The following is a 21,319-nucleotide window of genomic DNA, read 5'->3' on the forward strand; positions in this document are numbered from 1 at the left end:
GAGGTGGGCGCATGAGCGAGCACAGCGAGCGAGTCATCAGCAGGTGCGGGTCCCGCGAAGCGGCCGCCGAGCGCAGCGAGGTGGGCGCATGAGCGAGCACAGCGAGCGAGTCATCAGCAGGTGCGGGTCCCGCGAAGCGGCCGCCGAGCGCAGCGAGGTGGGCGCATGAGCGGCCCCATCCGACTCGTGCCGGACGAGGGCGGCCCCGAGCGGACGATGCAGCTGCGCACCCTGCCGCTGAAGCGCCGCCGCCCCGCCCCGGCCGCCGAGCCCGACCCCGCCGAGCAGCTCGGCCTCTCCGACGACCCGTTGGACGAACTCGCCGAGCGCCTGCACGACATCTGCGCCGACGCCGTCCACCCGTACGAGATCGCGGCCTTCCTGGAGTCCGACGGCCTCTCCGACGAGCAGGCCGCCCTGCTGTACGGCCGCCCCGACGCCTTCACCGTCGCCGAGGAGCTGTTCGAGAAGGTCGAGCGCCGCTACCCCGGCCCGAGCTCCGAGTTCGCCAACCCCTGGCGGGCCGACCCCTGGCGCTGCGTGGTGCGCGGCCTGGTGTTCGCCCTGCCCGGGCTCGGTTACCTGCTCGGCGCCAACCTGTTCGCGACCACCCGGATGCGCTTCGGCCTGCCCTCGGGCATGCTCGCGCTGTCCATCGCCACGCTGGTCAGCTGGGGCTTCAACCAGGCGCTGGCGCACCGCGCGTACCGCTGGCTGGGTCGGCTGCGCCGCCGGGAGGCCGCGGTCTGCCTGGCGATCGGCGCGCCGATCGGCGCGCTGCTGGCCTCCGCCGCCGCGTACGTGGTCGGCGGGCCGCTCGGCGCCCTGTGGTTCGCCGCCGGGCAGTCCTGCTACCTGGGCGCGGCCACCGCGCTGCTGGTGCTCGGGCGGGAGAAGTTCCTGCTGCTGGCGCTGGCCCCGGCCTCGGTCGGCGCGGGCGTGGTGCTGGCGGTCGACGTCCCGGAGCTGGTCCGTACGGTGGTGCTGCTCGCCTCGGTGGCGCTGGCGGTCGGTCTGGCCGTCCGGGAGCTGCTGGTCGCGGCCCGCGGCGGCGAACGGGACGGCGTGGAGCTGAAGCTGCCGATCCGCCAGGAGGTCCCGCACCTGCTGTTCGGACTGGCCTGCGGCGCGCTCACGCTGATCGCCGGTCTCGGCGAGACCGTCCACCAGGCCGTGCACGCGGCCTCCCACGTCGTGCACGCCCACCCCGGGCACGCCCACGCCGTGGCCGAGGTGAGGACCACCCCCACGGGCCCGGCCATGATCGCGCTGACGCTCAGTCTCGGCCTCGCCGAGTGGCTGCTGTTCCGCTACCGGGCGATGGCCGTGGCCGCACTGCGCACGAGCCACACCACCGGGCAGTTCACCCGCCGCACCGGCGGGATCCTGCTCGGCTGCCTCTTCATCTACCTCACCACCGTGGCCGCGCTGGACGCCGCCGCGACCGTGCTGTGGCCGGGCGCCCCGTCGCTCGGTGTGCCGCAGCTCGGCGCGATGCTGCTCCTGGGCGGCTCGCTCTGGCTGGCGCTGCTGCTGAACGCCTTCGGGTTCAGCTGGAGCACCGCCCTCATCTGTCTGGCCGCCGCGGTCGCCGAGAGCGTCGGGCTGCTGACCGGTGCGGACCCGATCGTCCTGCAGCTGATCGGCTGCGGGGCGGCCGCACTCGTCCTCACCGCCACCGCCGGGCCCGCGCTCGGCCGCACCACCCAACACCGCTGACACCTCAGCTCCGCTGAAGGGCCAGCCTCCACCGAGAACACCACCGGCCGGCTGTCACGGGACGTCCGGCCGCTCCCGAAATCGAGAAAGCGAATCCGCATGAGCAGCGTCGCGGTTACCGGAGCCGAGGGCTTCATCGGCTCCCACCTCGTCGAGACCCTGGTCGCCGACGGGCACCACGTCCGCGCGATGGTCCAGTACAACTCCTTCTCCTCCTTCGGCTGGCTGGAGACCCTGCCCCAGGAGGTGCTGGACTCGGTCGAGATCGTCCTCGGCGACGTCCGGGACCCGGGCTCGGTCAACGGCCTGGTCAAGGGCACCGAGGCGGTCTACCACCTGGCCGCCCTGATCGCGATCCCGTACTCCTACCGCGCCCCCCACTCGTACGTGGACACCAACGTCACCGGCACCCTGAACGTGCTGGAGGCGGTGCGCCACCTGGAGATCCCGCGCCTGGTGCACACCTCCACCAGCGAGACCTACGGCACCGCGCAGACCGTGCCGATCACCGAGGACCACCCGATCAACACCCAGTCCCCGTACGCCGCCTCCAAGGCCGGCGGGGACCGCCTGGCCGACAGCTACCACGCCAGCTTCGAGACCCCGGTCGTCACCCTGCGCCCGTTCAACACCTTCGGCCCGCGCCAGTCGATGCGCGCCGTCATCCCGACCGTGATCGCCCAGGTGGCGGCCGGCCAGACCGAGATCACCCTCGGTGACCTGCGCCCGACCCGCGACTTCATGTTCGTCAAGGACACCGCCAACGCCTTCCGCACGGTGGGCACCGCGCCCGCCGAGACGGTGGTCGGCCGGACCTTCAACGCCGGCACCGGCGGCGAGATCTCGGTCGGCGACCTGGTCACCCTGGTCGGCAAGCTGATGGGCGTCGACCTACTGGTGAAGGAGGACGAGCAGCGCATCCGTCCGACCAACTCCGAGGTCATGCGCCTGGTCGCGGACGCCACCCGGCTGCGCGAGGCCACCGGCTGGGCCCCGCTGTTCAGCCTGGAGCAGGGCCTGGAGCAGACCATCGAGTTCTTCCGCGACCCGGCCAACCTGGCGCGCTACAAGACCGACATCTACAACGTCTGACCGCCGAAACGATCATGCTCGTCCTGGTCACCGAGGTTCGTGTCCTACACATCCTTTCCGTGGGGGAAACACCATGCACGCAGTGATCCTGGCCGGCGGTAAGGGCGTCCGCCTCCGCCCGTACACCACCGCGCTTCCCAAGCCGCTCGTCCCGATCGGCGACCAGCACGCGATCCTGGAGATCGTGATGCGCCAGCTCGCCGCCGCGGGCTTCAAGACCGTCACCCTGGCCATCGGCCACCTCGGCCACATCATCCGCGCCTACGTCGGCAACGGATCGCAGTGGGGCCTGCGGGTCGGCTACGCCGTCGAGGACAGCCCGCTCGGCACCATGGGCCCGCTGCTCACCATGCAGGACCGCCTGCCGGAGCACTTCCTGGTGATGAACGGCGACATCCTGACCGACCTGGACTTCGCCGGAGTGCTCCGGCACCACGAGGAGTCCGGAGCCCCGCTGACGATCGCCACCTACGCCCGTGAGGTGAAGATCGACTTCGGTGTGCTGACCACCGACTCCGGCACCATCACCGGCTTCCAGGAGAAGCCCAGCATCGACTACCGGGTCTCGATGGGCGTGTACGGCGTCTCCCGCACGGCGCTCGCCAAGTACACCCCGGGCCTGCCGCTGGGCTTCGACGAGCTGGTGCTCGACCTGCTGGCCGCCGACACCCCGCCGGCCGCGTACGACTTCGGCGGCTACTGGCTGGACATCGGCCGCCCGGACGACTACGACCGGGCGAACGCCGAGTTCTCGTCGATCCGCCCGGTCCTGATGCCCTTCGAGTCGACCGCCACCGTGCCGGGCGTCGCGGAGCTGCCGGTCCCGGCCGCCCGCACCGCCCCGGACGACGCGGCCGAGGAGCCCGTCGCCGCGGGCGCCGAGAGCGACGGACGGGCCGCGTGAGAATCCTGCTGCTCGGCGGCGACGGCTTCCTGGGCCGTCACGCCTCCGCCGTCCTGCGGTCACTGCCCGGAGCCACCGTGCTGACCGCGGGCCGGCGGCCCGCTCATGACCTCCGGCTGGACCTGGGCACCGCCCAGGCCGGCCCGCTCGGCGAGGAACTGTCCGCGCTGGCCCCCGACGTGGTGGTCAACTTCGCCGGCGCGGTGGCCGGCAGCGCGGTCAAGCTCGCCGAGGTGAACGCCCGCGGTCCGGCGGTGCTCTGCGAGGCGCTCTACCTGGGCGCCCCGAAGGCCCGTCTGGTGCACATCGGTTCGGCCGGCGAGTACGGCGTCTGCGCGCAGGGCGAGTCCCTGACCGAGCAGGCCGACGCCCGCCCGGTCGGCGTGTACGGCGCGACCAAGCTGGCCGGCTCCCTCGCGGTGGCGGGCTCCCCGCTGGACGCGGTGGTGCTGCGGGTGTTCAACCCGGTCGGCCCGGGTGCCCCGGCGGGCTCGCTGCCCGGCCGGCTGGCGGCCGAGCTGCGCCGGGTGGCGCCCGAGGGCGCCGACGGCGTGGTCACGGTGGGGGACCTCTCCGCCTACCGGGACTTCGTGGACGCCCGGGACATCGCCAAGGCGGTCGGCCTGGCCGTCGCCGCCGACGGTCCGCTCCCCCGGGTGCTCAACCTCGCCTCCGGGCGGGCCCAGCCGGTCCGGGCGATCGCCGACGGCCTCGTCGCGGCCTCCGGCTTCACCGGCCGGATCGACGAGAGCGGGGCGGGCTCCGAGCGCTCGGCCGGGGTCTCCTGGCAGCAGGCCGACGTGTCGGCCGCCGCCCGCGAGCTCGGCTGGCACCCGGAGACGGTCCTCGCCGACACCCTGCGTGACCTCTGGCTCGACACCGCCGAACCCGCGCCGACCCCGGTGGTCGCATGACCACCGGGACCGTCCCCGACGGCCGCCTGCTGGTGCCGCTGTACGTCCACCCCGCGGTGGACCCGGCGGCCTGGCGGGCGGTCGCCGCCGCCGACCCCGCCCGGATCGCCGCCGTGGTGCTCAACCTCGCCGACGGTCCGGGCGAGGTGCCGGACCACGTCTTCGCCGAGGCCGCCGAGGAACTCCGGGCGGCCGGCCTGCCGCTGGTCGGCTACGCCGACACCGACTACGGCCGCAGGCCGCACGCGGCCGTGGTCACCGACATCCTGACGTACCGCCAGCGCCACGGCATCAACGGCGTGTACTTCGACCAGGTCGCCACCCACCCGGGCGCGTTGGCGCACTACCGGCGGCTCGCGACGGCCGCCCGCGCGGCCGGCTGCGGCACCGTGGTGTTCGGCCACGGCGAGCACCCGGACCCCGGCTACGCCGAGGTCGGCCTCGCCGACCTGCTGGTCACCTTCGAGGGCGACTGGGACGCCTACCGCGCCATGACGCTGCCGCTGTGGACCGGCCGCCACGCGGCCTCCCGCTTCTGCCACCTGGTCTACGACGTACCGGCCGAGTCCGCCCAGGACGCCTCCGCACTGATCGCCGCCCGGCGAGCCGGCGTCGGCTGTGCCGTGCCGGGTGCCGGGGAGAACCCCTGGCGCACCCTGCCCTACGGCCTGACCGCCGCCGAACTGACCTGACCCGATCCGGAGTTCGACTACCGTGAACCGCCGCACCCGGCTGCTGCCGGCCGCCATAGCCTTCGCCACCGTCACCGCCCTGCTGGTCAGCTCGTGCAGCAGCTCGGGCTCGGAGGACGACCAGGACCCGGCCGACGGCACCCCGAGCAGCTCTCCCGCGGCCACCGCGCCGAGCACCCCCGGCGACGGCTCCGCCACCCCCGGCACGCCCAGTGCCCCCGGCGCCACCTCGGCCCCGGGCACGCCGGGCACCACCACCGCCCCCGGCACGGCGGGCACCACCACCCCGCCCGGTGCCACCGCCCAGCCACCGGCCGGCGCCCGCTGGCAGCCCACCCCGGGCCTGGCCTGGCAGTGGCAGCTCGGCGGCACCGTCGACCAGTCGGTGGACGTACCCGTGTACGACATCGACGGCTTCGAGAACGACGCCTCGGTGGTCGCCGCGCTGCACGCCAAGGGCCGCAAGGTGATCTGCTACATCAACGCCGGCTCCTGGGAGGACTTCCGCCCCGACTCCGCCGCCTTCGCCAAGTCCCTCCAGGGATCGGACACCGGCTGGAAGGGCGAGAAGTGGTTCGACATCCGCAAGCTCGACCAGCTGAAGCCGCTGATGGCGGCCCGCTTCGACATGTGCAAGAGCAAGGGCTTCGACGCCATCGAGCCGGACACCATCGAGGCCTACAACCAGAACAGCGGCTTCCCGCTGACGCCCGACGACCAGCTCAAGTACAACCGGATGCTGGCCCAGCTCGCGCACGACCGCGGTCTGGCCATCGGCCTGAAGAACGACCTGGACCAGATCCCCGCGCTGCTGCCGGACTTCGACTTCGCGGTCAACGAGGAGTGCTCGCAGTTCGACGAGTGCGACCGGGTCTCGCCCTTCGTCAAGGCGGGCAAGGCGGTCTTCCACGTCGAGTACAAGCTCGACACGGACCAGTTCTGCGCCAAGACCAAGGCGCTGGGCTTCAGTTCGATGCAGAAGAAGCTCGACCTCAACGCCTGGCGCAAGCCCTGCTGAGGACGGGCTCCCCCGTCGTCGGGTGACCCGGGCGGGTGCGGGCCCGGCTCCTGGCCGCGGAACCAGGAGCCGGACCTACACCCGCGCGAGGGTCACTTGACCGCCAGCCAGACGACCGCGCCCAGGACGACCAGGGCGACGACGGCGACCAGCGCGATCACGCCGGTGCGACTGCCGCTCTTGCTGCTGCTGCCGTAGGTGGAGACGGAACCCGGTGCCTGACGCGCCGGGCTCTCGTCGACGAACGCCCGGAACATCTGGGTGCTACCGGCGGGGTCGTAGTCGTTGTCAGCCATGGCACGGACTCTAACGAATCCGCCCACCTCAGGCACACCCCGGACCCCTCCTGCGGCCGACGGACCACCCGGGCGTGCGACAACGGCACGACGGGATCGTGAAATCCGCGTGACGGACGGAATGCGCTGCCGCGCAAGCGGGTTGACTGCTGGCATGACCACCGGGAACCACAGCCGGGTTCGCCTCGGCACCTCCGACCTGTCCGTCCACCCGCTCTCCCTGGGCGGCAACGTGTTCGGCTGGACGGCCGACGAACAGCAGTCCTTCGCCGTGCTGGACGCCTACGCGGCCGCCGGCGGGAACTTCGTGGACACCGCCGACACCTACTCCTCGTGGGCCCCCGGCAACACCGGCGGCGAGTCCGAGACGGTCATCGGCAACTGGCTGCGCAGCCGGGGCAACCGCGACGACATCGTGATCGCCACCAAGGTCGGCATGCACCCCGAGGCGCGCGGCTTGGGCGCGGCCACCATCAAGGCCGCCGCCGAGGCCTCGCTGCGCCGCCTGGGCGTGGACCACATCGACCTGTACTACACCCACCGGGACGACGACACCCCGGTCGAGGAGTTCGTGACCGCGCTGGACGAGCTGGTCCGCGCGGGCAAGGTCCGGGCGGTCGCCGCCTCCAACATCTCCGCCGAGCGGCTCGCCGAGGCGCTGGCCTTCGCCGAGCGCGAGGGCCTGGCCAAGTACGTCGCGGTCCAGCCGCACTACAACCTGGTCTCCCGCGGCACCTTCGAGGGCCCGCTGGCCGAGGTGGTCGCCGAGCACGGCCTCGCCACCGTGCCGTACTACGCGCTCGCCTCCGGCTTCCTGACCGGCAAGTACCGCCCGGGCGGCGCGGGTGTCGACAGCGCCCGTGCCGAGGGCGCCGCCCGCTACCTGGCCGAGCCGCGCGGCCCCAAGGTCCTGGAGGCACTGGACTCGGTCGCCGCCGCCCACGGCGTCGAGCCCGCCGGCGTCGCCCTGGCCTGGCTCGCCGCCCGCCCGACGGTCGCCGCCCCGATCGCCAGCGCCCGCACCGTCGACCAGCTGCCCCCGCTGCTGGCCGGCGTCACGCTGGAGCTGACCGTGGCGCAGACCGCGCTGCTGGACGAGGCCTCCGCCTGAGCACGCGACCGGGCCCCCGGCAGCGGAGTGCTGTCGGGGGCCTGGCGTGCTCTTCGGCTACGGCCGCCCGAAGTGGGTCGGGTAGTAGCCCGGGTTGAGCGTCGATATCCGGACGGTCCTGCCCGGCCGCGGCGCCTCCACCGGCCCCCAGGAAGAGGTCGGAGAGCACGTGCGAGGCGTTGCCGCAGGCCTGCGGCACGGTGCCGAGGTCCTCGTCCACGGTGACGGTGAAGGTCTGGCGCAGCACGGGCGGGGCGGTGGTGCTCCCGTTCCGGGCGGTGGAGCGGTGCTCGACCCGGAACTCCACGGTGCGGACGGTCCCGGAGAGTTCCAGGGTGCCCTCGGCGGCCGATCCGGCCGCGTCGTCGGAGGCACCGTCGACCGTCCAGCCGGTCCAGCCGGTGCGGGCGACCAGGGTGGGGGCGGCGGGCGAGCCGCCGACGAGGATCAACCGGGCCGGGTGCCGGTGGTGCCGGAATTCCCGGTGGCCAGCGCGGCCAGCCCGCTGAGGTACAGCCGGGGGTTGCGCACCGGTTGGGAGAAAACCAGCCGAACGGTTCCGACGGTGCGCCAGGAACAGTCCGCCTGCGGACGGTTCTGGGCGATGCGAAAGGAGTGGGCCGGGTCGCCCGGGTGCATTCCGTCCGCGTACACCACTGCGGAATGCCCCCCTCCGGAACGGTCGGCCAGTCGGCCCGGCTCGGCGCCGACGTCCGTACCCGGCGCGGCCGTGAAGTCGAGCTGGACGGCGAGTCCGGACGGAAGCACCGCCCGGCGCTGCGCCGACCAGGCGTCAGGGGACTGCCAGGCGGCCGAGAGCGGGGCGTTCCAACCGGTCAGCCCCGACCGTGAGGACGGCCAGGGCGGCAGCTGTGCGGGGAAACCGTCGGCTCATCCGGCTCTCCTGCAGGGTCGGCTGCCGGGTGACGGTCAGTCCGGGCACAAGATCCGACAAGACGGAATCACGGTCCCGGACCGGTCAGACCCCGACACCTGTGTTTTCAGCCGCGTCCCCACCCGTTCGGCAGCCACCCGGGCAACAGGACGGGACGCGCCCGGAACGGCTGCATTCCGTCCGTGAGCCGGCAATGGATCCCACCCGAACGGTCGGACCGCCCGAACGCCCGAGAAGCGGGAATTCCGGCCGGATTCGGCGGACACCGGCGCCCGGAGACCGACCATTCGTCGAGGGGCTCTGTTCGAATTACCCACCGGCTCAGTAGAGTCGGGCCCGTGACCCTGGACCCCGTGCTCGTCAAGCGCAGTTCCGCGGCCGTCGAGTCCCATGGCCCCGCCGTCGCCGAATACCCCTACCGGCACCTGTTCGAGCACGCTCCCGGTGTCCGCGGCGCGGTGCTCACCGAAGCCCGGTCGGCCTAGCCGGGGGCGGTCCGGTGGCCTTCGACCCCGCGGTCGTCCGCGCCAGCTTCGCCGTCGTCGAACGCCGGGCCGACCACTTGACCACCTTCTTCTACGCCCACCTGTTCAGCCACAACCCCGGGCTGCGTCCCCTCTTCCCCGCCCAGCTGCACGAACAGCGGGACCGGCTGTTCGCCGCGCTCACCCGGATCGTGCTGCAGCTGGACGAACCCGACCGGCTCACCGAGTACCTGCGGGCGCTCGGGCGCGACCACCGGAAGTTCCAGGCCGCGCCCGAGCACTACCCGGCCGTCGGGGCCAGCCTGATCGCCGCGCTGCGGCAGTGCTCCGGCCACTCCTGGACGCCGGAGACCGAGAAGGCCTGGACCGAGGCCTACACCGTGATCGCCCGGATCATGACCGAGGCCGCCGACGACCTCCCCGAGCACCAACCGGCCTGGTGGGAGGCAGAGGTCGCCGCCCGCCGCCGGGCCGCGCCCGACCTGGTCGTGCTCACCCTCGCCCCGATGCGCCCGTACCCCTTCGCGGCCGGCCAGTACGTCACCCTCAGCAGCCCCCGGGCACCCCGGGTCTGGCGGCCGTACTCGCTCGCCAACGCGCCGCGCCCGGACGGCAGCCTCGAACTGCACGTACGGCGGGTGCCCGGCGGGCAGCTGAGCCCCGTCCTGGTGGAGGACGTGATGCCCGGCGAGCTGCTGCGGCTCGGGCCGCCGCTCGGCGGGGCCGTGCTCGCCCCCGCGTCGGACCGGCCGCTGCTGCTGGTCGCCGCGGGCAGCGGCTGGGGGCGGGCCAAGGCACTGCTGGAGCAGCTCACCGCCGAACAGCCGGGGCGGGAGGCCACCGTCCTGCTCGCGGCCCGCTCGGCGGCCGCGCAGTACGACCTGGACACGGTGCGGCGGCTGCTGGCCCGCAATCCCCGGCTGCGGGTGCTGACGGCCGCCCCCGACGACCCCGCCGGCCCGGGCGGGACCACCGCGCTGCTGCGTGAGACGCTGCTCGGGCACGGGGACTTCACCGGCTGGGAGGTCCACCTCTCCGGCCCGCCGGCGCTGGTCGCCGAACTCGCCGAACTTCTCCGCGCCCTGGGGGCCGCCCCCGAGCTGGTCCGTCACGACCCGGCGCCGGCGACCTTCAACCGGGCCCGGCCGCTGACCAGCTCGGACTGGTTCCTGGACCGCCGGGACGTGCCGTGGATCAACCGGACCGACCTGGAGTGACCTGCGTCACGGGGCCGGGACGGCCCCGGAGAACGGAGAAGCCCCCGGCCAGTGGCTGGGGGCTTCTCGCTGGTGCGCTCAGCAGGATTCGAACCTGCAACCTCTTGATCCGTAGTCAAGTGCTCTATCCGTTGAGCTATGAGCGCAAGGAACGGGCGAACCCGATCTTGCGGAGTTTGGTGCGCTCAGCAGGATTCGAACCTGCAACCTCTTGATCCGTAGTCAAGTGCTCTATCCGTTGAGCTATGAGCGCTCGCCCCGGCGAACCGTGCCTCCGGGGCGTTGCGTGGACAACATTACATGACCTGCGACGCAGGGCGAAATCGATTGATCCGGCCCCTCCGGGCCGGCCGGTGATCAACCCCCGGACATGCAGAGGAGCCCCGCCGACAAGATCGTCGACGGGGCTCCCGGCTGCGGAGGCTGAGGGATTTGAACCCTCGATCAGGAATAACCCCGAAACCGCATTAGCAGTGCGGCGCCATAGACCGGACTAGGCGAAGCCTCCCCACATGGACCGCACCCGCGCGAAGCGGACCCGTTCCGTGTGTCAGTGATGATGCCACAACCGTGGGGTTCGACACCAACCACCGCCAACGTTACTAGGCGGGTCGTCCCCGCCGCAAAGAAGAATGAGATACTGCCGACTCCGGAGGAGCTGCCCTGAGCCGAGGAGACCTGTCGACGTGAGCAGCAGGCCGATCCGAGGCGCTGCTCGCCTCGACGCCATACTCGACGCCCTGCCCGACGCGTTGTTGCTGGTGAACAGCAACGGCACCGTCGTGGACGCCAACAGCGCCGCGGTCCAGGCACTGCAGGCGCCGGGCACCTCGCTGGTCGGCATGGGCGTGCTCGGCCTGCTGCCCGAGTTCGACCCCAGCCGCATCCCCGGCTCGATGCGCCCGGCCACCCGCGACGGCGACGCCCTCGACCGCCCGGTCCGGATGACCGCCCACCGCACCGACGGCACGACCTTCCCGGTCGAGGTCTCCGGCAACGACTTCGCCACCGACGGCGGCGACGGCTACGGGCGCTCCCCGTACGACCCCTACCGCGACGGCCCGCGCGCCTCCTCGTCCTCCGACCTGCTCCTGCTGCTGGTCCGCGACCTCTCCGGGCGGCTCGGCGTCGAGGCCGAGCTGCGCCGCCAGCACAAGCAGACCGAGATGATCCTGCGCGCCGCCGCCGAGGGCGTGCTCGGCGTGGACCTCGAAGGCCGCTGCGTCCTGGTCAACCCGGCCGCCGCGCACATCCTGGAGTACCGGGCGAGCGAGCTGGGCGGGCGCGAGCTGCACCCGCTGATCCAGCACTCCCGGGCCGACGGCACCCCGCTGGCGCTGGAGGAGTCCGCGCTGCTGGACACCCTGACCTCCGGGCGCAAGCACCGGGTGCGCGGCACCGTGCTGTGGCGCAAGGACGGCCGCCCGGTCACCGTCGACCTCACCACCGCCCCGGTCCGGGACGGCGACCAGCTGGTCGGCGCGGTGATGACCTTCACCGACCGCAGCCGCGAACTCGCCCTGGTCGCCCGCAACGAGCACCTCACCGCCGTCCTGGAGAGCGAGCTCGGCGGCGCGCTGAGCGCGCTGAACCAGCGGCTGGACCGGCTCGCCGCCGATCCGGCCGGGCAGCTCTGGCCGGAGGCCAACTGGACCCTGCGCCGGCTCGCCGACGAGTGCCGCCGGTTCGGCAAGCTGATCGACGGGGTGCTGGAGCACCAGCGCTCCGAGGCCGGCGAGAGCGGACCGGCCGAGGGCAGGGAGGCGAAGGACGGCAAGGACGGCAAGGACGGGCGCAAGGCCGCGCAGCGGGTGCCGGTCGGCCTGGACAAGGTGGTCCGCCGGGCCGTCGAGGAGGCCGGCGAGCTGGTCGGCCCCGGCCGGGTGCGCTTCTCCGTGCACGCCGCCGCGGTCGAGGTGATCGCCGACGAGCGGCGGCTCGCCCAGGCGCTGGCCCACCTGGTCGCCGACGTCAGCGGCACCGGCCTCTCGCTCGACGCCCCCGCCGTCCCCTCCCCCGGCCTGGGCGTCCCCGGGCTGACCGGGCCGGGTCTGGGCAACCCGCCCGCTCCGGCCGCGCCCGCCGAACCGCCGACCGTCGTCCTGGCCGCCGCCCAGCGCGGCGAGGTCGCCCGGGTCGAGATCCGCGGCCCCGGCGTCGGCGGCAGCCCCGTCCACCTGCCGATAGCCCGCGCGGTGGTCGAGCGCCACGGTGGCGTGCTCCAGCCGCACGAGCTGCCCGGCAAGGCCGGGACCACGTACGTGGTCGAGCTGCCGTTGGACCCGGTCGCCGCGAAGGCCGCCGCCGAACGCGCGTCCGCCGAGGGCCGCTCCGACCGGCCGAAGGAGAGCGACAGCGCCGTCCTGCCCGAGCTGCCGGGCATCCCGCAGCTGCCCAGCAGCGGCTCCGCCGCCGAGGACACCGGCAGCACCCCGGCCTCTCCCGGCGCCCCGGCCGGATCGGGCGGAGCCGACGGTCCGGGCGACGAGCAGCCCGGCCGCCCGGCCCCCGAAGCCGAGCCGGCACCCGCCGAGGAGCCCCCCGCCGAGCGCCGCGGGCGCCGCGGCCGGCCCGCCGCCGAGACCCCGGCCCCCGGGACCGCCACCTCCCCGGCCGCCCCGGCCGACCAGTGGCCGAACGCCCCCGCCCGGGTGGAGCGGGCCGTCCCCGAGCAGTGGAACGGCACCGGGAACGACCCCGCGTACGGCCGCCGGGGCCCGGCCACCCCGGAGACGGCGCAGAACGACCCGTGGGGCAAGGACGACGGCCGCTCCGGCCCCGCCTACGCCGTTCCCGTCGAGGGCGGGCGCCCGCGGCAGCAACGGCCCGCCGGCCGGGAGCCGCTCGCACTCGGCCCCGCGCCCGCCGACGCCGCCGCGCGCCCCGACGGCGCCCCCGCCGAGGACGGCGCCGAGGCCAAGCCGCGCCGACGTCGCGCCCTGCCCTCCACCGAGGACGACTCCTCGGGCGGCTTCGCGCTGCCCGGCGTGGGCGACACCCCGGTGTACCCCGGCCTGGAGCACGCCCTGCCCACCGGTCCGGCGCCCGCCCCAGCCGAGCCCGCCGCCGCGCCGACCGGCCGCCGCCGCCGGCTCTCCGTGCCGCCCGGGCCCGCCGCGGACGCCCCGGCCGGCCCCCCCGCCCCGCAGCCCGGTGGCGCGCTGGAGCCCGCCCGGCCCGCGCTGCCCGTCGCGGAGGAGCAGAACGGCCCGCGCCCGGTCGGCAGCGGCCTTGCCGAACTCACCCCGCCGCGCCCGGTGGTCGCCCCGGTCGGCACCCCGCCGGTGCCCGCCCTCCCGCCGCAGCCGTCGGCACCGGTCGCGCCGCGCCCGATGGCCGAACTGCCGGCCGCCGGGGCCGACCGCCCCGACACCGAGCGGCCGCAGCCCGCGTCCGGCGAGCTGGCCAACACCCGCCGGCTGCTGGTCTGGCCCGAGCCCGACCCGGCCACCGGCCAGGCCCTCCAGTCGCGTGGCTACCTCCCGGTGATCGTCCGCTCCCGCGAGGAGGTGGACGCCCAGGTGGCCGGCTTCCCGGCCGCGCTCTTCGTCGACCCGCTGACCAGCCCGATCACCCGCACCGCGCTGCAGTCGCTGCGCACCGCGGCACTCAACAGCCGGATCCCGGTGCTGGTCACCGCCGGACTCGGCCAGGCCACCCGGGACGCCGCGTACGGCGCCGACCCGGCCGTGCTGCTGCGCGCCCTCGCGCCGCGCGACGGCGAGCACCACGCCCCGCGGGTGCTGTTGGTCGAGGGCGACCCGGACATCGCCGCCGCCATGATCAGCAGCCTGGAGCGGCGCGGCATGCATGTCGAGCACGCGGTGGACGAGAACGACGCGGTCGCCCGGGCCAGCAGCGTCCAGCCCAACCTGGTGGTGATGGACCTGTTCCAGATCCGCCGCCGCCGGGTCGGCCTGCTGGACTGGCTGCGCGCCAACGACCGGCTGCACCGCACCCCGCTCGTGGTCTACACGTCGGTGGACCTCGACCCGCGCGAGCTGCCCCGGCTGCGCACCGGCGAGACGGTGCTCTTCCTCGCCGAGCGCTCGACCAGCGAGGACGTCCAGTCCCGGATCGTCGACCTGCTCGGGCGGATCGGCGCGATGGGCGAGGCGGGCGTCGCCGCCGCGGGCTGAGCCCGGACGCGCAGGAGGGCCGGCCCCCCGTTCCGCACGGGGCCGGCCCTCCTGTCGTCCTACTCCTTGCCGAGCGTGGTGACGTCCAGCTCGTCGGCCGCGTAGCCGGCCCGGATCACCTTCTTGTCGAACTTGCCGACCGAGGTCTTCGGGACCGACTCGACGATCGCCCAGCGCTCCGGCAGCTGCCAGGAGGCGATCCGCTCGGCCAGGAAGGCCCGCAGCTCCCGCAGCCCGGCGGTCGCGCCCGGGCGCAGCACGACGGTGGCCAGCGGGCGCTCGCCCCACTTCTCGTCCGGCACCGCGACCACGGCGGCCTCGGCCACCTCGGGGTGTCCCATCAGGGCGTTCTCCAGCTCGACGGAGGAGATCCACTCCCCGCCGGACTTGATGACGTCCTTGGCCCGGTCGGTGAGCGTCAGGTAGCCGTCGGCGGTGATGGTGCCCACGTCGCCGGTGCGCAGCCAGCCGTCCTCGGAGAACTTGTCGTCCGGGCGGACCGGGTCCTGCCCGGCGCCGCCGTAGTAGGCCGCGGCGATCCACGGGCCGCGCACCTCCAGCTCGCCGGCCGCGACGCCGTCGTGCGGCATCCGCTCGCCGCCCGGGCCGATCAGCCGGGCCTCGACCGAGGCCGGGAAGAGGCCCTGGGTGATCCGGTACGGCCACTCCTCCTCGGGGGTGAGGCCGCCCGGCGGCTGGGCGAAGGAGCCGAGCGGGGAGGTCTCGGTCATGCCCCAGGCGTGGAGCACCCGGATGCCGTGGCGCTCGTCGTAGGCCTTCATCAGCGAGGGCGGGCAGGCGCTGCCGCCGATGACCACCATGCGCAGGCTGGAGGTGTCGTAGTCGCCGGCGTCCAGCTCGTCCAGCAGGCCGCTCCAGATGGTCGGGACGGCGGCGCTGACGGTGGGGCGGACGGCGGAGATCATCTCGGCCATCGGCTTGGGCTGGAGGAAACGATCCGGCATGAGGAGGTTGGCGCCGGACATGAAGGCCGCGTGCGGGATGCCCCAGGCGTTCACGTGGAACATCGGGACCACCGGCAGGGCGGTGTCGCGCGGGGTGAAGGCGAAGTTGTCGCCGGTGTTGACCTGCATGCAGTGCAGGTAGATCGAACGGTGGCTGTAGAGCACGCCCTTCGGGTCACCGGTGGTGCCCGAGGTGTAGCAGAGCACGGCGGCCTGGCGCTCGTCGATGTCGCGCTGCCACGGGTAGTCGGTGGGCCGGTCGGCGATCAGCTCGTCGTAGTCGTGCACGCCGCCCGCGAAGCCGGCCAGCAACGAACGGTCACCGGGGCCGGCCACCACGATGTGCTTCAGCGTGGGCGCGAGGTCCGGCAGGACGGCGGCGAGCAGCGGCAGGACGCTGCCGTTGACGATGACCACGCGGTCGGCGGCGTGGTCGACGATGAAGGACAGCTGTTGGGCGGGCAGCCGCAGGTTCAGGGTGTGCAGCACGGCCCCCATCGAGGGGACGGCGAGGTACGCCTCCAGGTGGATGTCGTTGTTCCACATCAGGGTGGCGACGCGGTCGTCCCCCGTCACCCCGAGCTCGTCGCGCAGCGCGTGCGCGAGCTGTGCGGCGCGGGCGCCCACCTCGGCGTAGGTTCGCACGACCGGCCCGGTGACGTCCCAGGTGGTGACGGTCGACCGGGCGTGGACCGTGGACCCGTGCTCCAGGATCCGGGCGACGGTGAGCGGTACGTCCTGCATCGTGCTGAACACGGGTCCTCCTCGACCTGGCGGCACTGGTGGCTCCTACGGCACACCTACCGGGCGGTAATACGCGCGGACGTGCCCGATTGTGCCGTTTCCGTCCACCCGCTGTCAGCATCCCGGACCCGTTGCACGGATCACGGATCCGCCCCCGCTCCCCGCCCCGGGCCGCCGGGGGCGGCTCGGCGGCAGCCGGGGCGGCCGTGGTGGCGACGGGCCGTCGGGCCAACGTGTCAACCAGGCCGCGGGCCCTCGGGAGCCCGCCTTTTCGGGCGCACCCGTCCGTATCCGTCCCGATATTCGTAACGAGCTTGCTGGTTCATTACTCCTTACGGCAAACTCACTGGTATGCCCACCTCCCACCCCAGCGAAACCGCTGCCCCGACGTCGGCCGCCGCCGTCGCCGAGGCCCTTGCCATGCCGCCCGCCCCCAAGGGCGAGCCCGCCGGCGAGCGGGGCAGCTGGCGACGAGGTGGGGAGCCCGGCTCCGCGGCGCCCCCGGGGGTGCGCCCCGGCCGATCCACCGGCCGGTTCGGCAAGGCCCTGCGGCGCCCGGAGCGGATCCCGGCGCCGCTTCTGTGTCTGGTCGCGATGTTCCTGGTGCAGACCGGCATCGCCCTGTCCAAGCCGCTGTTCGGCCCGCTCGGGGTCAGCGGCACCACCTTCCTGCGGCTGGGCTTCGCCGCGGCGATCCTGCTCGCCGTCACCCGGCCCAGGCTGCGCGACAAGCGCCCGCGCGACCTCGCCGCGGCCGCCCTGCTCGGCATCGCCTCCGCCGGGATGACCTACCTGTTCGCCGGGGCGATCGACCGGCTGCCGATGGGCACCGCCGCGACCATCGAGTTCCTCGGCCCGCTCGCGGTCGCCCTGGTGTTCGCCCGGCGCGCCAGCCACCTGCTCTGGGCGCTGCTCGCCGCGGCCGGCGTCGTCCTGCTGACCCTGCTCGGCGAGGGCGACGGCGGCGGCTCGCTCGACCCGGTCGGTCTGCTCTACGCCTTCGGCGCGGCCGCCTGCTACTCGGTGTACATCCTGTTCACCGACAAGGTCGGCGCCACCTTCCAGGGCTTCCAGGGCCTGGCGGTGTCGATGACGGTCGGTGCGCTGGCCCTCGCGCCGTTCGGGCTCGGCGAGGCCTGGGACGGGTTGACCGCCCCCGGCGCCTCGCCGCTGGTGCTGCTCGCCTCGGTGGCCGGGGTGGCGGTGCTGCTGCCGGTGCTCCCGTACGCGCTGGAGATGACGGCGCTGCGCCGGATGCCGCAGCGGGTGTTCAGCGTGCTGGTCAGCCTGGAGCCGGCGGTCAGCGCGCTGGTCGGGCTGGTGGTGCTCGGCCAGCTGCTGGGCGCGGCACAGCTGGCCGGGATCGGCTGCGTGGTCGCGGCCAGCGTGGGGTCCACGCTGACCGGACGGCGCTGACGGTACTCACGGCCCTCGCGGCGCTGACGGCGCTCGCGGTACTCACGGCCCTCGCGGCGCTGACGGCGCTCGCGGTACTCGCGGTACTCGCGGCGCCTACGGCCAGAGCAGGGTGCGGGACCATTCCGGTGTGCGGACCGGGCCGGTGCGGGTGTAGCGCAGCCGGACGTGCCGGCGCTGGGCGTCGCCCTGCCAGAACTCCACTTCGTGCGCCCACAGGGTGTAGACCGCGTGGCCGGGCGCGACGGCGTCCGGGGTGGCCTCTAGCCGGCGGCGGGCGACCGCCACCGCCTCGTCGTACTCCTCCAGCGCGCCCAGCGGCTCGCTCTGCCGGCCGACCAGCGCGCCGACCCGGGCGGCGGGCGAGCGGGTGGCGAACTCGGCGGCGGCGACCAGGTCGGCGGCCCGCTCGACGCTGCCCCGGACCCGCACCTGGCGGCCCAGCTGGGGCCAGTAGACGGTGAGCGCGGCGGCCGGGTGGTGGGCGAGCTGGCGGCCCTTGGGGCTGTCGGCGGCGGCGGAGAAGTTCCAGCCGGTGCCGGCCGCGTCCACGTCGCGCAGCACCAGCACCCGGGCGTCCGGCATGCCGTCGGCGTCGACCGTGGAGAGGGTGAAGGCCTGCGGGTCCAGCACCCCGGCGTCCAGCGCGGTGGCGAGCCAGTCCACGAACAGCGGACCGGGTTCGGCGGGAGCGGCCTCGGGATCGAAGGAGGGCAGCGGGCGGGCCATCGGCGGGCGGCCGAGCAGCAGTTCGGGGACCGACTTCGGCTCGGGCCGGCGCTCCTCCAGCGGTGCCGGGCACGCGTCGGCCTGCGGCTCCGGTGCGGGCCTGGTCCCGTCCGGACCGGTCAGGCCCTCGTCCTCCGCCGCCATCGCGCACCTTCCTTCCGGTTGCCGCGGTCGCCGCCCCGGCCGGGCCGTCCGTTCCGGGCCCGGGCGCGTGGAGCGCTGTCGGAGCGCAACCGTACCGCCGTGGGCCGACGGCTCCGGGCGCGGGCCCTCGGTCGGCGGATCCGGCCCGCTCGCACGGGTGGTGCGCCCCGCACGGTTCCGGAGACCGGTACGACGGGGGTTCATGCCGACCGGGCCCGTTGCCCCCGGACCGGCACCGGACACACCCGTGGGCGGTGCCGATGGCGGCACCGCCCACGGGACCGGTTTCGCGGCGACCCTTTCCGCTGGCCGGTCGAAGCTCTCGTCCGATCCCTCCGGTCCGCACCGGGCGGGAATCCCGCCGGGAGACCGTTTCCGACAACCCCTCCACGGGTGCTCAGCTCACCCGTGGCCGTCCACCTCCGGCGCCCCCGCCGGCGGTGGTGCCCGGGCGGTCAGTCGAAGATCGGGGAGAAGATGACGTTGACGTTCTTGTTGCCCTGGCCGGCCAGGACGTTCCCCGCGTTGTCCTTCACCGCGAGGGTGCTGTTCTGGTTCGAGGCCCCGGAACCGGTGGCCGCCTGTTGGTTCGAGACGTGGTTGCCGTCGACCCCGCCGAACACGTTGCCGGTCCCGGTGTTGGACACCACGCCGGCGTTCGAGCCGGCCGCGGCACCCGCGCCGTTGTCGGCGGCGGCGGCCCCGGCACCCGCCAGCAGCAGCCCCGCGGCCAGCGGGGCGGCGAGTAGGAACCGGGACGCCCGCCGCGTTTTGATGCGAGCCATGTGAGCCTCCAAGAAGCTGTCCGTCGTGCATTGGTCGTGCATGGAGTGCGGGGGTTCGCCGGCCAGACGAACACCTGCGGCTGCGACGCCGGAAGACAGCCTTCCGCAACAAATCGACAAAGCACTAGCTGACGGAGCCGTTTTCGCCCGTTCGCGTGATATCCACCGAGGCCGCGCATAACGGTCCCCCAACCGGACAGTGCGCCGACACCCCGCCACTGAGCTGGGGATTCGCCCGGATGACGGCCGTTGGACGGCCGCCGGGAAGTAGCGCTTCGACATGACACGAACCGCCGGGCGCACTACCCCGGCGCAGAAGACCACGGAACACGCCCCCTAAAAGTTCGGCCACCCTTCCCTGTCGACTTTTTCAGCCATTCACAGACCATCGGAAAGTCATACCGAAAATGCAGGCGATGAGGGGCTCGGGCAGGGATCCTGACCGATGCGGAAATCAGACCATCTTGCCCGGATTGAGAATTCCCAGCGGGTCGAAGACCGCTTTCAGCTGCCGCTGCAGGTCCAGCGCGACCGGCCCCAGCTCACGGGCCAGCCAGTCCCGCTTGAGCAGCCCCACCCCGTGTTCGCCGGTGATCGTGCCGCCCAGCTCCAGCCCGAGCGCCATGATCTCGTCGAAGGAGCGCTGGGCGCGGGCCGTCTGGTCCGGGTCCGAGCCGTCGAAGATCACGATCGGGTGGGTGTTTCCGTCCCCTGCGTGGCTGACCACCCCGATGGTCAGCGCGTGCCGCTCCGCGATCGCCGCGACGCCGTTGAGCATCTCGGCCAGCCGGGAACGCGGTACCGCCACGTCGTCGATCATCGTCGTTCCCAGCCGGTCCAGCGCGGGCAGCGCCAGCCGCCGGGCCGCCAGCAGCAGGTCCGACTCCGCCTGGTCCTCGGCCGGCACCACCTCGGTCGCCCCCGCCTCCCGGCACAGCTCGGCGACCCGCGCCAACCCGGCCTCCCGGTCCGGCCCGTCGAAGGCCACCAGCAGCAGCGCCCGGGTCGACTCCGGCAGCCCCATCTGCGCCAGCTCGTTGACCGCCCGGACGGAGACCGCGTCCATCAGCTCCATCAGCGACGGGGCCAGCCCGGCCGCCATCACCGCGCAGACCGCCGCACCGGCCGTGTCCGCGCTCGGGAACTCCGCCGCCAGCGCCAGCTGCGGAGCCGGCGCCGGCCGCAGCGACAGCACCGCCCGCACCACCACCCCGAGCGTCCCCTCCGAGCCGACCAGCAGCCGGGTCAGGTCGTACCCGGCCACCCCCTTGGCCGTCCGGCGCCCGGTGGACAGCAGCCGCCCGTCCGCCAGCACCACGTCCAGCCCGAGCACGTACTCGCTGGTGACGCCGTACTTCACGCAGCAGAGGCCGCCAGCGCCCGTGCCGATGTTGCCGCCGATCGTGCAGGTCTCCCAGCTGGACGGGTCCGGCGGATAGCTCAGACCCGACTCCGCCACAGCACGCGACAGTTCGGCGTTCACCACGCCCGGCTCGACGACCGCGATCCGGTTCACCGGGTCGATCTCCAGGATCCGGTTCAGCTTGACCAGCGACAGCACGATGCACCCGTCGACGGCGTTCGCCGCCCCCGACAGCCCCGTCCGGGCCCCCTGCGGCACCACCGGCACCCGCAGCTCGGTGGCGGTGCGCAGCACGTGCTGCACCTGTTCGACCGTCTCCGGGAACACCACCGCGGCGGGCGCGCCGGCGGCGCAGAAGTCCGCCATGTCATGGCTGTAGGCGGCGGTCACGTCCGGATCCACCACCACCGCCCCCGCCGGGAGACCCTGCGCCAGTCGGTCCGTCAGATCACTCATCGCCGCCTCCGCTCACCGCCGCGCCGCCTCCACCTCCGCACTCTGCCCGGAGGGCCGGGGGCGGGCAAGTGGGCCTCGGGGCGGGGCGGGCACCATAGGACGGGGTCCGGAGAAGACGCGCAGCAGGCGGAAGGGCCGGGCCAGGGGCGCCGCGGGACGGAGCCGGAAGGCGGCGGCCGGCCGGCGGACGGGCCGGGTGGCCCGCGGGACGCGGCGGAGCGCGGGGCCGGCGCGA

General features: G+C 74.1%; 17 protein-coding genes, 3 tRNA genes and 1 pseudogene. 11 read left to right on the forward strand and 10 right to left on the reverse strand.

The annotated features are described in order from the left end of the window. Nucleotides 1–165 precede the first annotated feature (165 nt). From ACH4J0_RS08710 to ACH4J0_RS08735, 6 genes and pseudogenes are all read left to right on the forward strand, one after another. The gene (locus tag ACH4J0_RS08710; protein WP_396237681.1) at nucleotides 166–1,719 is read left to right on the forward strand and encodes a hypothetical protein; all 1,554 of its coding nucleotides are present in this window, start codon (nucleotides 166–168) and stop codon (nucleotides 1,717–1,719) included. A gap of 99 nt (nucleotides 1,720–1,818) precedes the next feature. Further along, entirely contained in the window at nucleotides 1,819–2,811 is a 993-nt protein-coding gene (locus tag ACH4J0_RS08715) for an SDR family NAD(P)-dependent oxidoreductase (RefSeq protein WP_396237683.1), read from the forward strand. A gap of 73 nt (nucleotides 2,812–2,884) precedes the next feature. Beyond that, a pseudogene (locus ACH4J0_RS08720) lies at nucleotides 2,885–3,586 on the forward strand (NDP-sugar synthase); the annotation flags it as partial. Nucleotides 3,587–3,711: 125 nt separating this feature from the next. Next, nucleotides 3,712–4,629: an NAD-dependent epimerase/dehydratase family protein gene (locus ACH4J0_RS08725; protein ID WP_396237685.1), complete on the forward strand. Its 918-nt coding sequence runs from the start codon at nucleotides 3,712–3,714 to the stop codon at nucleotides 4,627–4,629. After that, complete coding sequence (locus ACH4J0_RS08730; protein ID WP_396237687.1) at nucleotides 4,626–5,321, forward strand: spherulation-specific family 4 protein; 696 nt, start codon at nucleotides 4,626–4,628, stop codon at nucleotides 5,319–5,321. The genes ACH4J0_RS08725 and ACH4J0_RS08730 overlap by 4 nt, the downstream gene beginning before the upstream one ends. Before the next feature lie 22 nt (nucleotides 5,322–5,343). Next, a complete protein-coding gene (locus tag ACH4J0_RS08735; RefSeq protein WP_396237689.1) occupies nucleotides 5,344–6,339 on the forward strand; it encodes an endo alpha-1,4 polygalactosaminidase in 996 nt (331 codons plus the stop codon). A 92-nt stretch (nucleotides 6,340–6,431) separates the two neighbouring features. Here ACH4J0_RS08735 and ACH4J0_RS08740 read toward each other — a convergent pair whose 3' ends face one another. Further along, nucleotides 6,432–6,635, reverse strand: a complete 204-nt coding sequence (locus tag ACH4J0_RS08740; RefSeq protein ID WP_033346912.1) for a hypothetical protein — start codon at nucleotides 6,633–6,635, stop codon at nucleotides 6,432–6,434. 154 nt (nucleotides 6,636–6,789) lie between these two features. On the opposite strand from ACH4J0_RS08740, the gene ACH4J0_RS08745 reads away from it, so the two are divergent. After that, the gene (locus tag ACH4J0_RS08745; RefSeq protein WP_396237691.1) at nucleotides 6,790–7,746 is read left to right on the forward strand and encodes an aldo/keto reductase; all 957 of its coding nucleotides are present in this window, start codon (nucleotides 6,790–6,792) and stop codon (nucleotides 7,744–7,746) included. Here ACH4J0_RS08745 and ACH4J0_RS08750 read toward each other — a convergent pair. Both ACH4J0_RS08750 and ACH4J0_RS08755 read right to left on the reverse strand, forming a co-directional pair. After that, entirely contained in the window at nucleotides 7,691–8,197 is a 507-nt protein-coding gene (locus ACH4J0_RS08750) for a hypothetical protein (protein WP_396237693.1), read from the reverse strand. The genes ACH4J0_RS08745 and ACH4J0_RS08750 overlap by 56 nt on opposite strands. After that, nucleotides 8,194–8,514: a hypothetical protein gene (locus tag ACH4J0_RS08755; RefSeq protein ID WP_396237695.1), complete on the reverse strand. Its 321-nt coding sequence runs from the start codon at nucleotides 8,512–8,514 to the stop codon at nucleotides 8,194–8,196. Before ACH4J0_RS08755 ends, ACH4J0_RS08750 begins: the two co-directional genes overlap by 4 nt. Nucleotides 8,515–8,979: 465 nt before the next feature. On the opposite strand from ACH4J0_RS08755, the gene ACH4J0_RS08760 reads away from it, so the two are divergent. Together ACH4J0_RS08760 and ACH4J0_RS08765 are read left to right on the forward strand one after the other, a co-directional pair. Then, the gene (locus ACH4J0_RS08760) at nucleotides 8,980–9,126 is read left to right on the forward strand and encodes a hypothetical protein (RefSeq protein ID WP_396237697.1); all 147 of its coding nucleotides are present in this window, start codon (nucleotides 8,980–8,982) and stop codon (nucleotides 9,124–9,126) included. A 14-nt stretch (nucleotides 9,127–9,140) separates the two neighbouring features. Then, complete coding sequence (locus ACH4J0_RS08765; protein WP_396237699.1) at nucleotides 9,141–10,343, forward strand: globin domain-containing protein; 1,203 nt, start codon at nucleotides 9,141–9,143, stop codon at nucleotides 10,341–10,343. A gap of 70 nt (nucleotides 10,344–10,413) precedes the next feature. Here the strand turns inward: ACH4J0_RS08765 and ACH4J0_RS08770 are convergent. From ACH4J0_RS08770 to ACH4J0_RS08780, 3 genes are all read right to left on the reverse strand, one after another. Then, a tRNA-Arg gene (locus ACH4J0_RS08770) sits at nucleotides 10,414–10,489 on the reverse strand. 31 nt (nucleotides 10,490–10,520) lie between these two features. Next, nucleotides 10,521–10,596: transfer RNA gene (locus ACH4J0_RS08775), tRNA-Arg, on the reverse strand. 164 nt (nucleotides 10,597–10,760) lie between these two features. Further along, nucleotides 10,761–10,851 (reverse strand) — tRNA-Ser (locus ACH4J0_RS08780). A 178-nt stretch (nucleotides 10,852–11,029) separates the two neighbouring features. On the opposite strand from ACH4J0_RS08780, the gene ACH4J0_RS08785 reads away from it, so the two are divergent. Next, on the forward strand, nucleotides 11,030–14,482 hold the full coding sequence (locus ACH4J0_RS08785) for a PAS domain-containing protein (protein WP_396237701.1): 3,453 nt from the start codon (nucleotides 11,030–11,032) through the stop codon (nucleotides 14,480–14,482). A gap of 59 nt (nucleotides 14,483–14,541) precedes the next feature. Here ACH4J0_RS08785 and ACH4J0_RS08790 read toward each other — a convergent pair whose 3' ends face one another. Further along, nucleotides 14,542–16,203: a long-chain fatty acid--CoA ligase gene (locus ACH4J0_RS08790; protein WP_396237703.1), complete on the reverse strand. Its 1,662-nt coding sequence runs from the start codon at nucleotides 16,201–16,203 to the stop codon at nucleotides 14,542–14,544. 339 nt (nucleotides 16,204–16,542) lie between these two features. Between ACH4J0_RS08790 and ACH4J0_RS08795 the strand changes: the two genes are divergently transcribed. Beyond that, nucleotides 16,543–17,607: an EamA family transporter gene (locus ACH4J0_RS08795; protein ID WP_396237705.1), complete on the forward strand. Its 1,065-nt coding sequence runs from the start codon at nucleotides 16,543–16,545 to the stop codon at nucleotides 17,605–17,607. A gap of 96 nt (nucleotides 17,608–17,703) precedes the next feature. Here the strand turns inward: ACH4J0_RS08795 and ACH4J0_RS08800 are convergent, their stop codons facing one another. The 3 genes from ACH4J0_RS08800 to ACH4J0_RS08810 all read right to left on the reverse strand — a co-directional run bounded on the left by ACH4J0_RS08800 (nucleotide 17,704) and on the right by ACH4J0_RS08810 (nucleotide 21,084). Then, complete coding sequence (locus tag ACH4J0_RS08800; protein ID WP_396237707.1) at nucleotides 17,704–18,480, reverse strand: pyridoxal 5'-phosphate synthase; 777 nt, start codon at nucleotides 18,478–18,480, stop codon at nucleotides 17,704–17,706. A 455-nt stretch (nucleotides 18,481–18,935) separates the two neighbouring features. After that, nucleotides 18,936–19,265, reverse strand: a complete 330-nt coding sequence (locus ACH4J0_RS08805; protein WP_396237709.1) for a hypothetical protein — start codon at nucleotides 19,263–19,265, stop codon at nucleotides 18,936–18,938. 454 nt (nucleotides 19,266–19,719) lie between these two features. After that, nucleotides 19,720–21,084 carry an FAD-binding oxidoreductase gene (locus ACH4J0_RS08810; protein ID WP_396237711.1) on the reverse strand — a complete coding sequence of 455 codons (1,365 nt, stop codon included), beginning with the start codon at nucleotides 21,082–21,084 and terminating at the stop codon, nucleotides 19,720–19,722. Nucleotides 21,085–21,319: the final 235 nt, after the last annotated feature.

It is taken from the genome of Kitasatospora sp. NPDC017646 (genome assembly GCF_044329365.1).
GTDB lineage: Bacteria > Actinomycetota > Actinomycetes > Streptomycetales > Streptomycetaceae > Kitasatospora.

Coding starts and splice junctions, on each gene's coding strand:
- ACH4J0_RS08710 (WP_396237681.1), top strand. CDS start 166: ATGAGCGGCCCCATCCGACTCGTGCCGGACGAGGGCGGCCCCGAGCGG.
- ACH4J0_RS08715 (WP_396237683.1), top strand. CDS start 1,819: ATGAGCAGCGTCGCGGTTACCGGAGCCGAGGGCTTCATCGGCTCCCAC.
- ACH4J0_RS08730 (WP_396237687.1), top strand. CDS start 4,626: ATGACCACCGGGACCGTCCCCGACGGCCGCCTGCTGGTGCCGCTGTAC.
- ACH4J0_RS08740 (WP_033346912.1), bottom strand. CDS start 6,635: ATGGCTGACAACGACTACGACCCCGCCGGTAGCACCCAGATGTTCCGG.
- ACH4J0_RS08745 (WP_396237691.1), top strand. CDS start 6,790: ATGACCACCGGGAACCACAGCCGGGTTCGCCTCGGCACCTCCGACCTG.
- ACH4J0_RS08795 (WP_396237705.1), top strand. CDS start 16,543: ATGCCCACCTCCCACCCCAGCGAAACCGCTGCCCCGACGTCGGCCGCC.
- ACH4J0_RS08800 (WP_396237707.1), bottom strand. CDS start 18,480: ATGGCGGCGGAGGACGAGGGCCTGACCGGTCCGGACGGGACCAGGCCC.
- ACH4J0_RS08805 (WP_396237709.1), bottom strand. CDS start 19,265: ATGGCTCGCATCAAAACGCGGCGGGCGTCCCGGTTCCTACTCGCCGCC.
- ACH4J0_RS08810 (WP_396237711.1), bottom strand. CDS start 21,084: ATGAGTGATCTGACGGACCGACTGGCGCAGGGTCTCCCGGCGGGGGCG.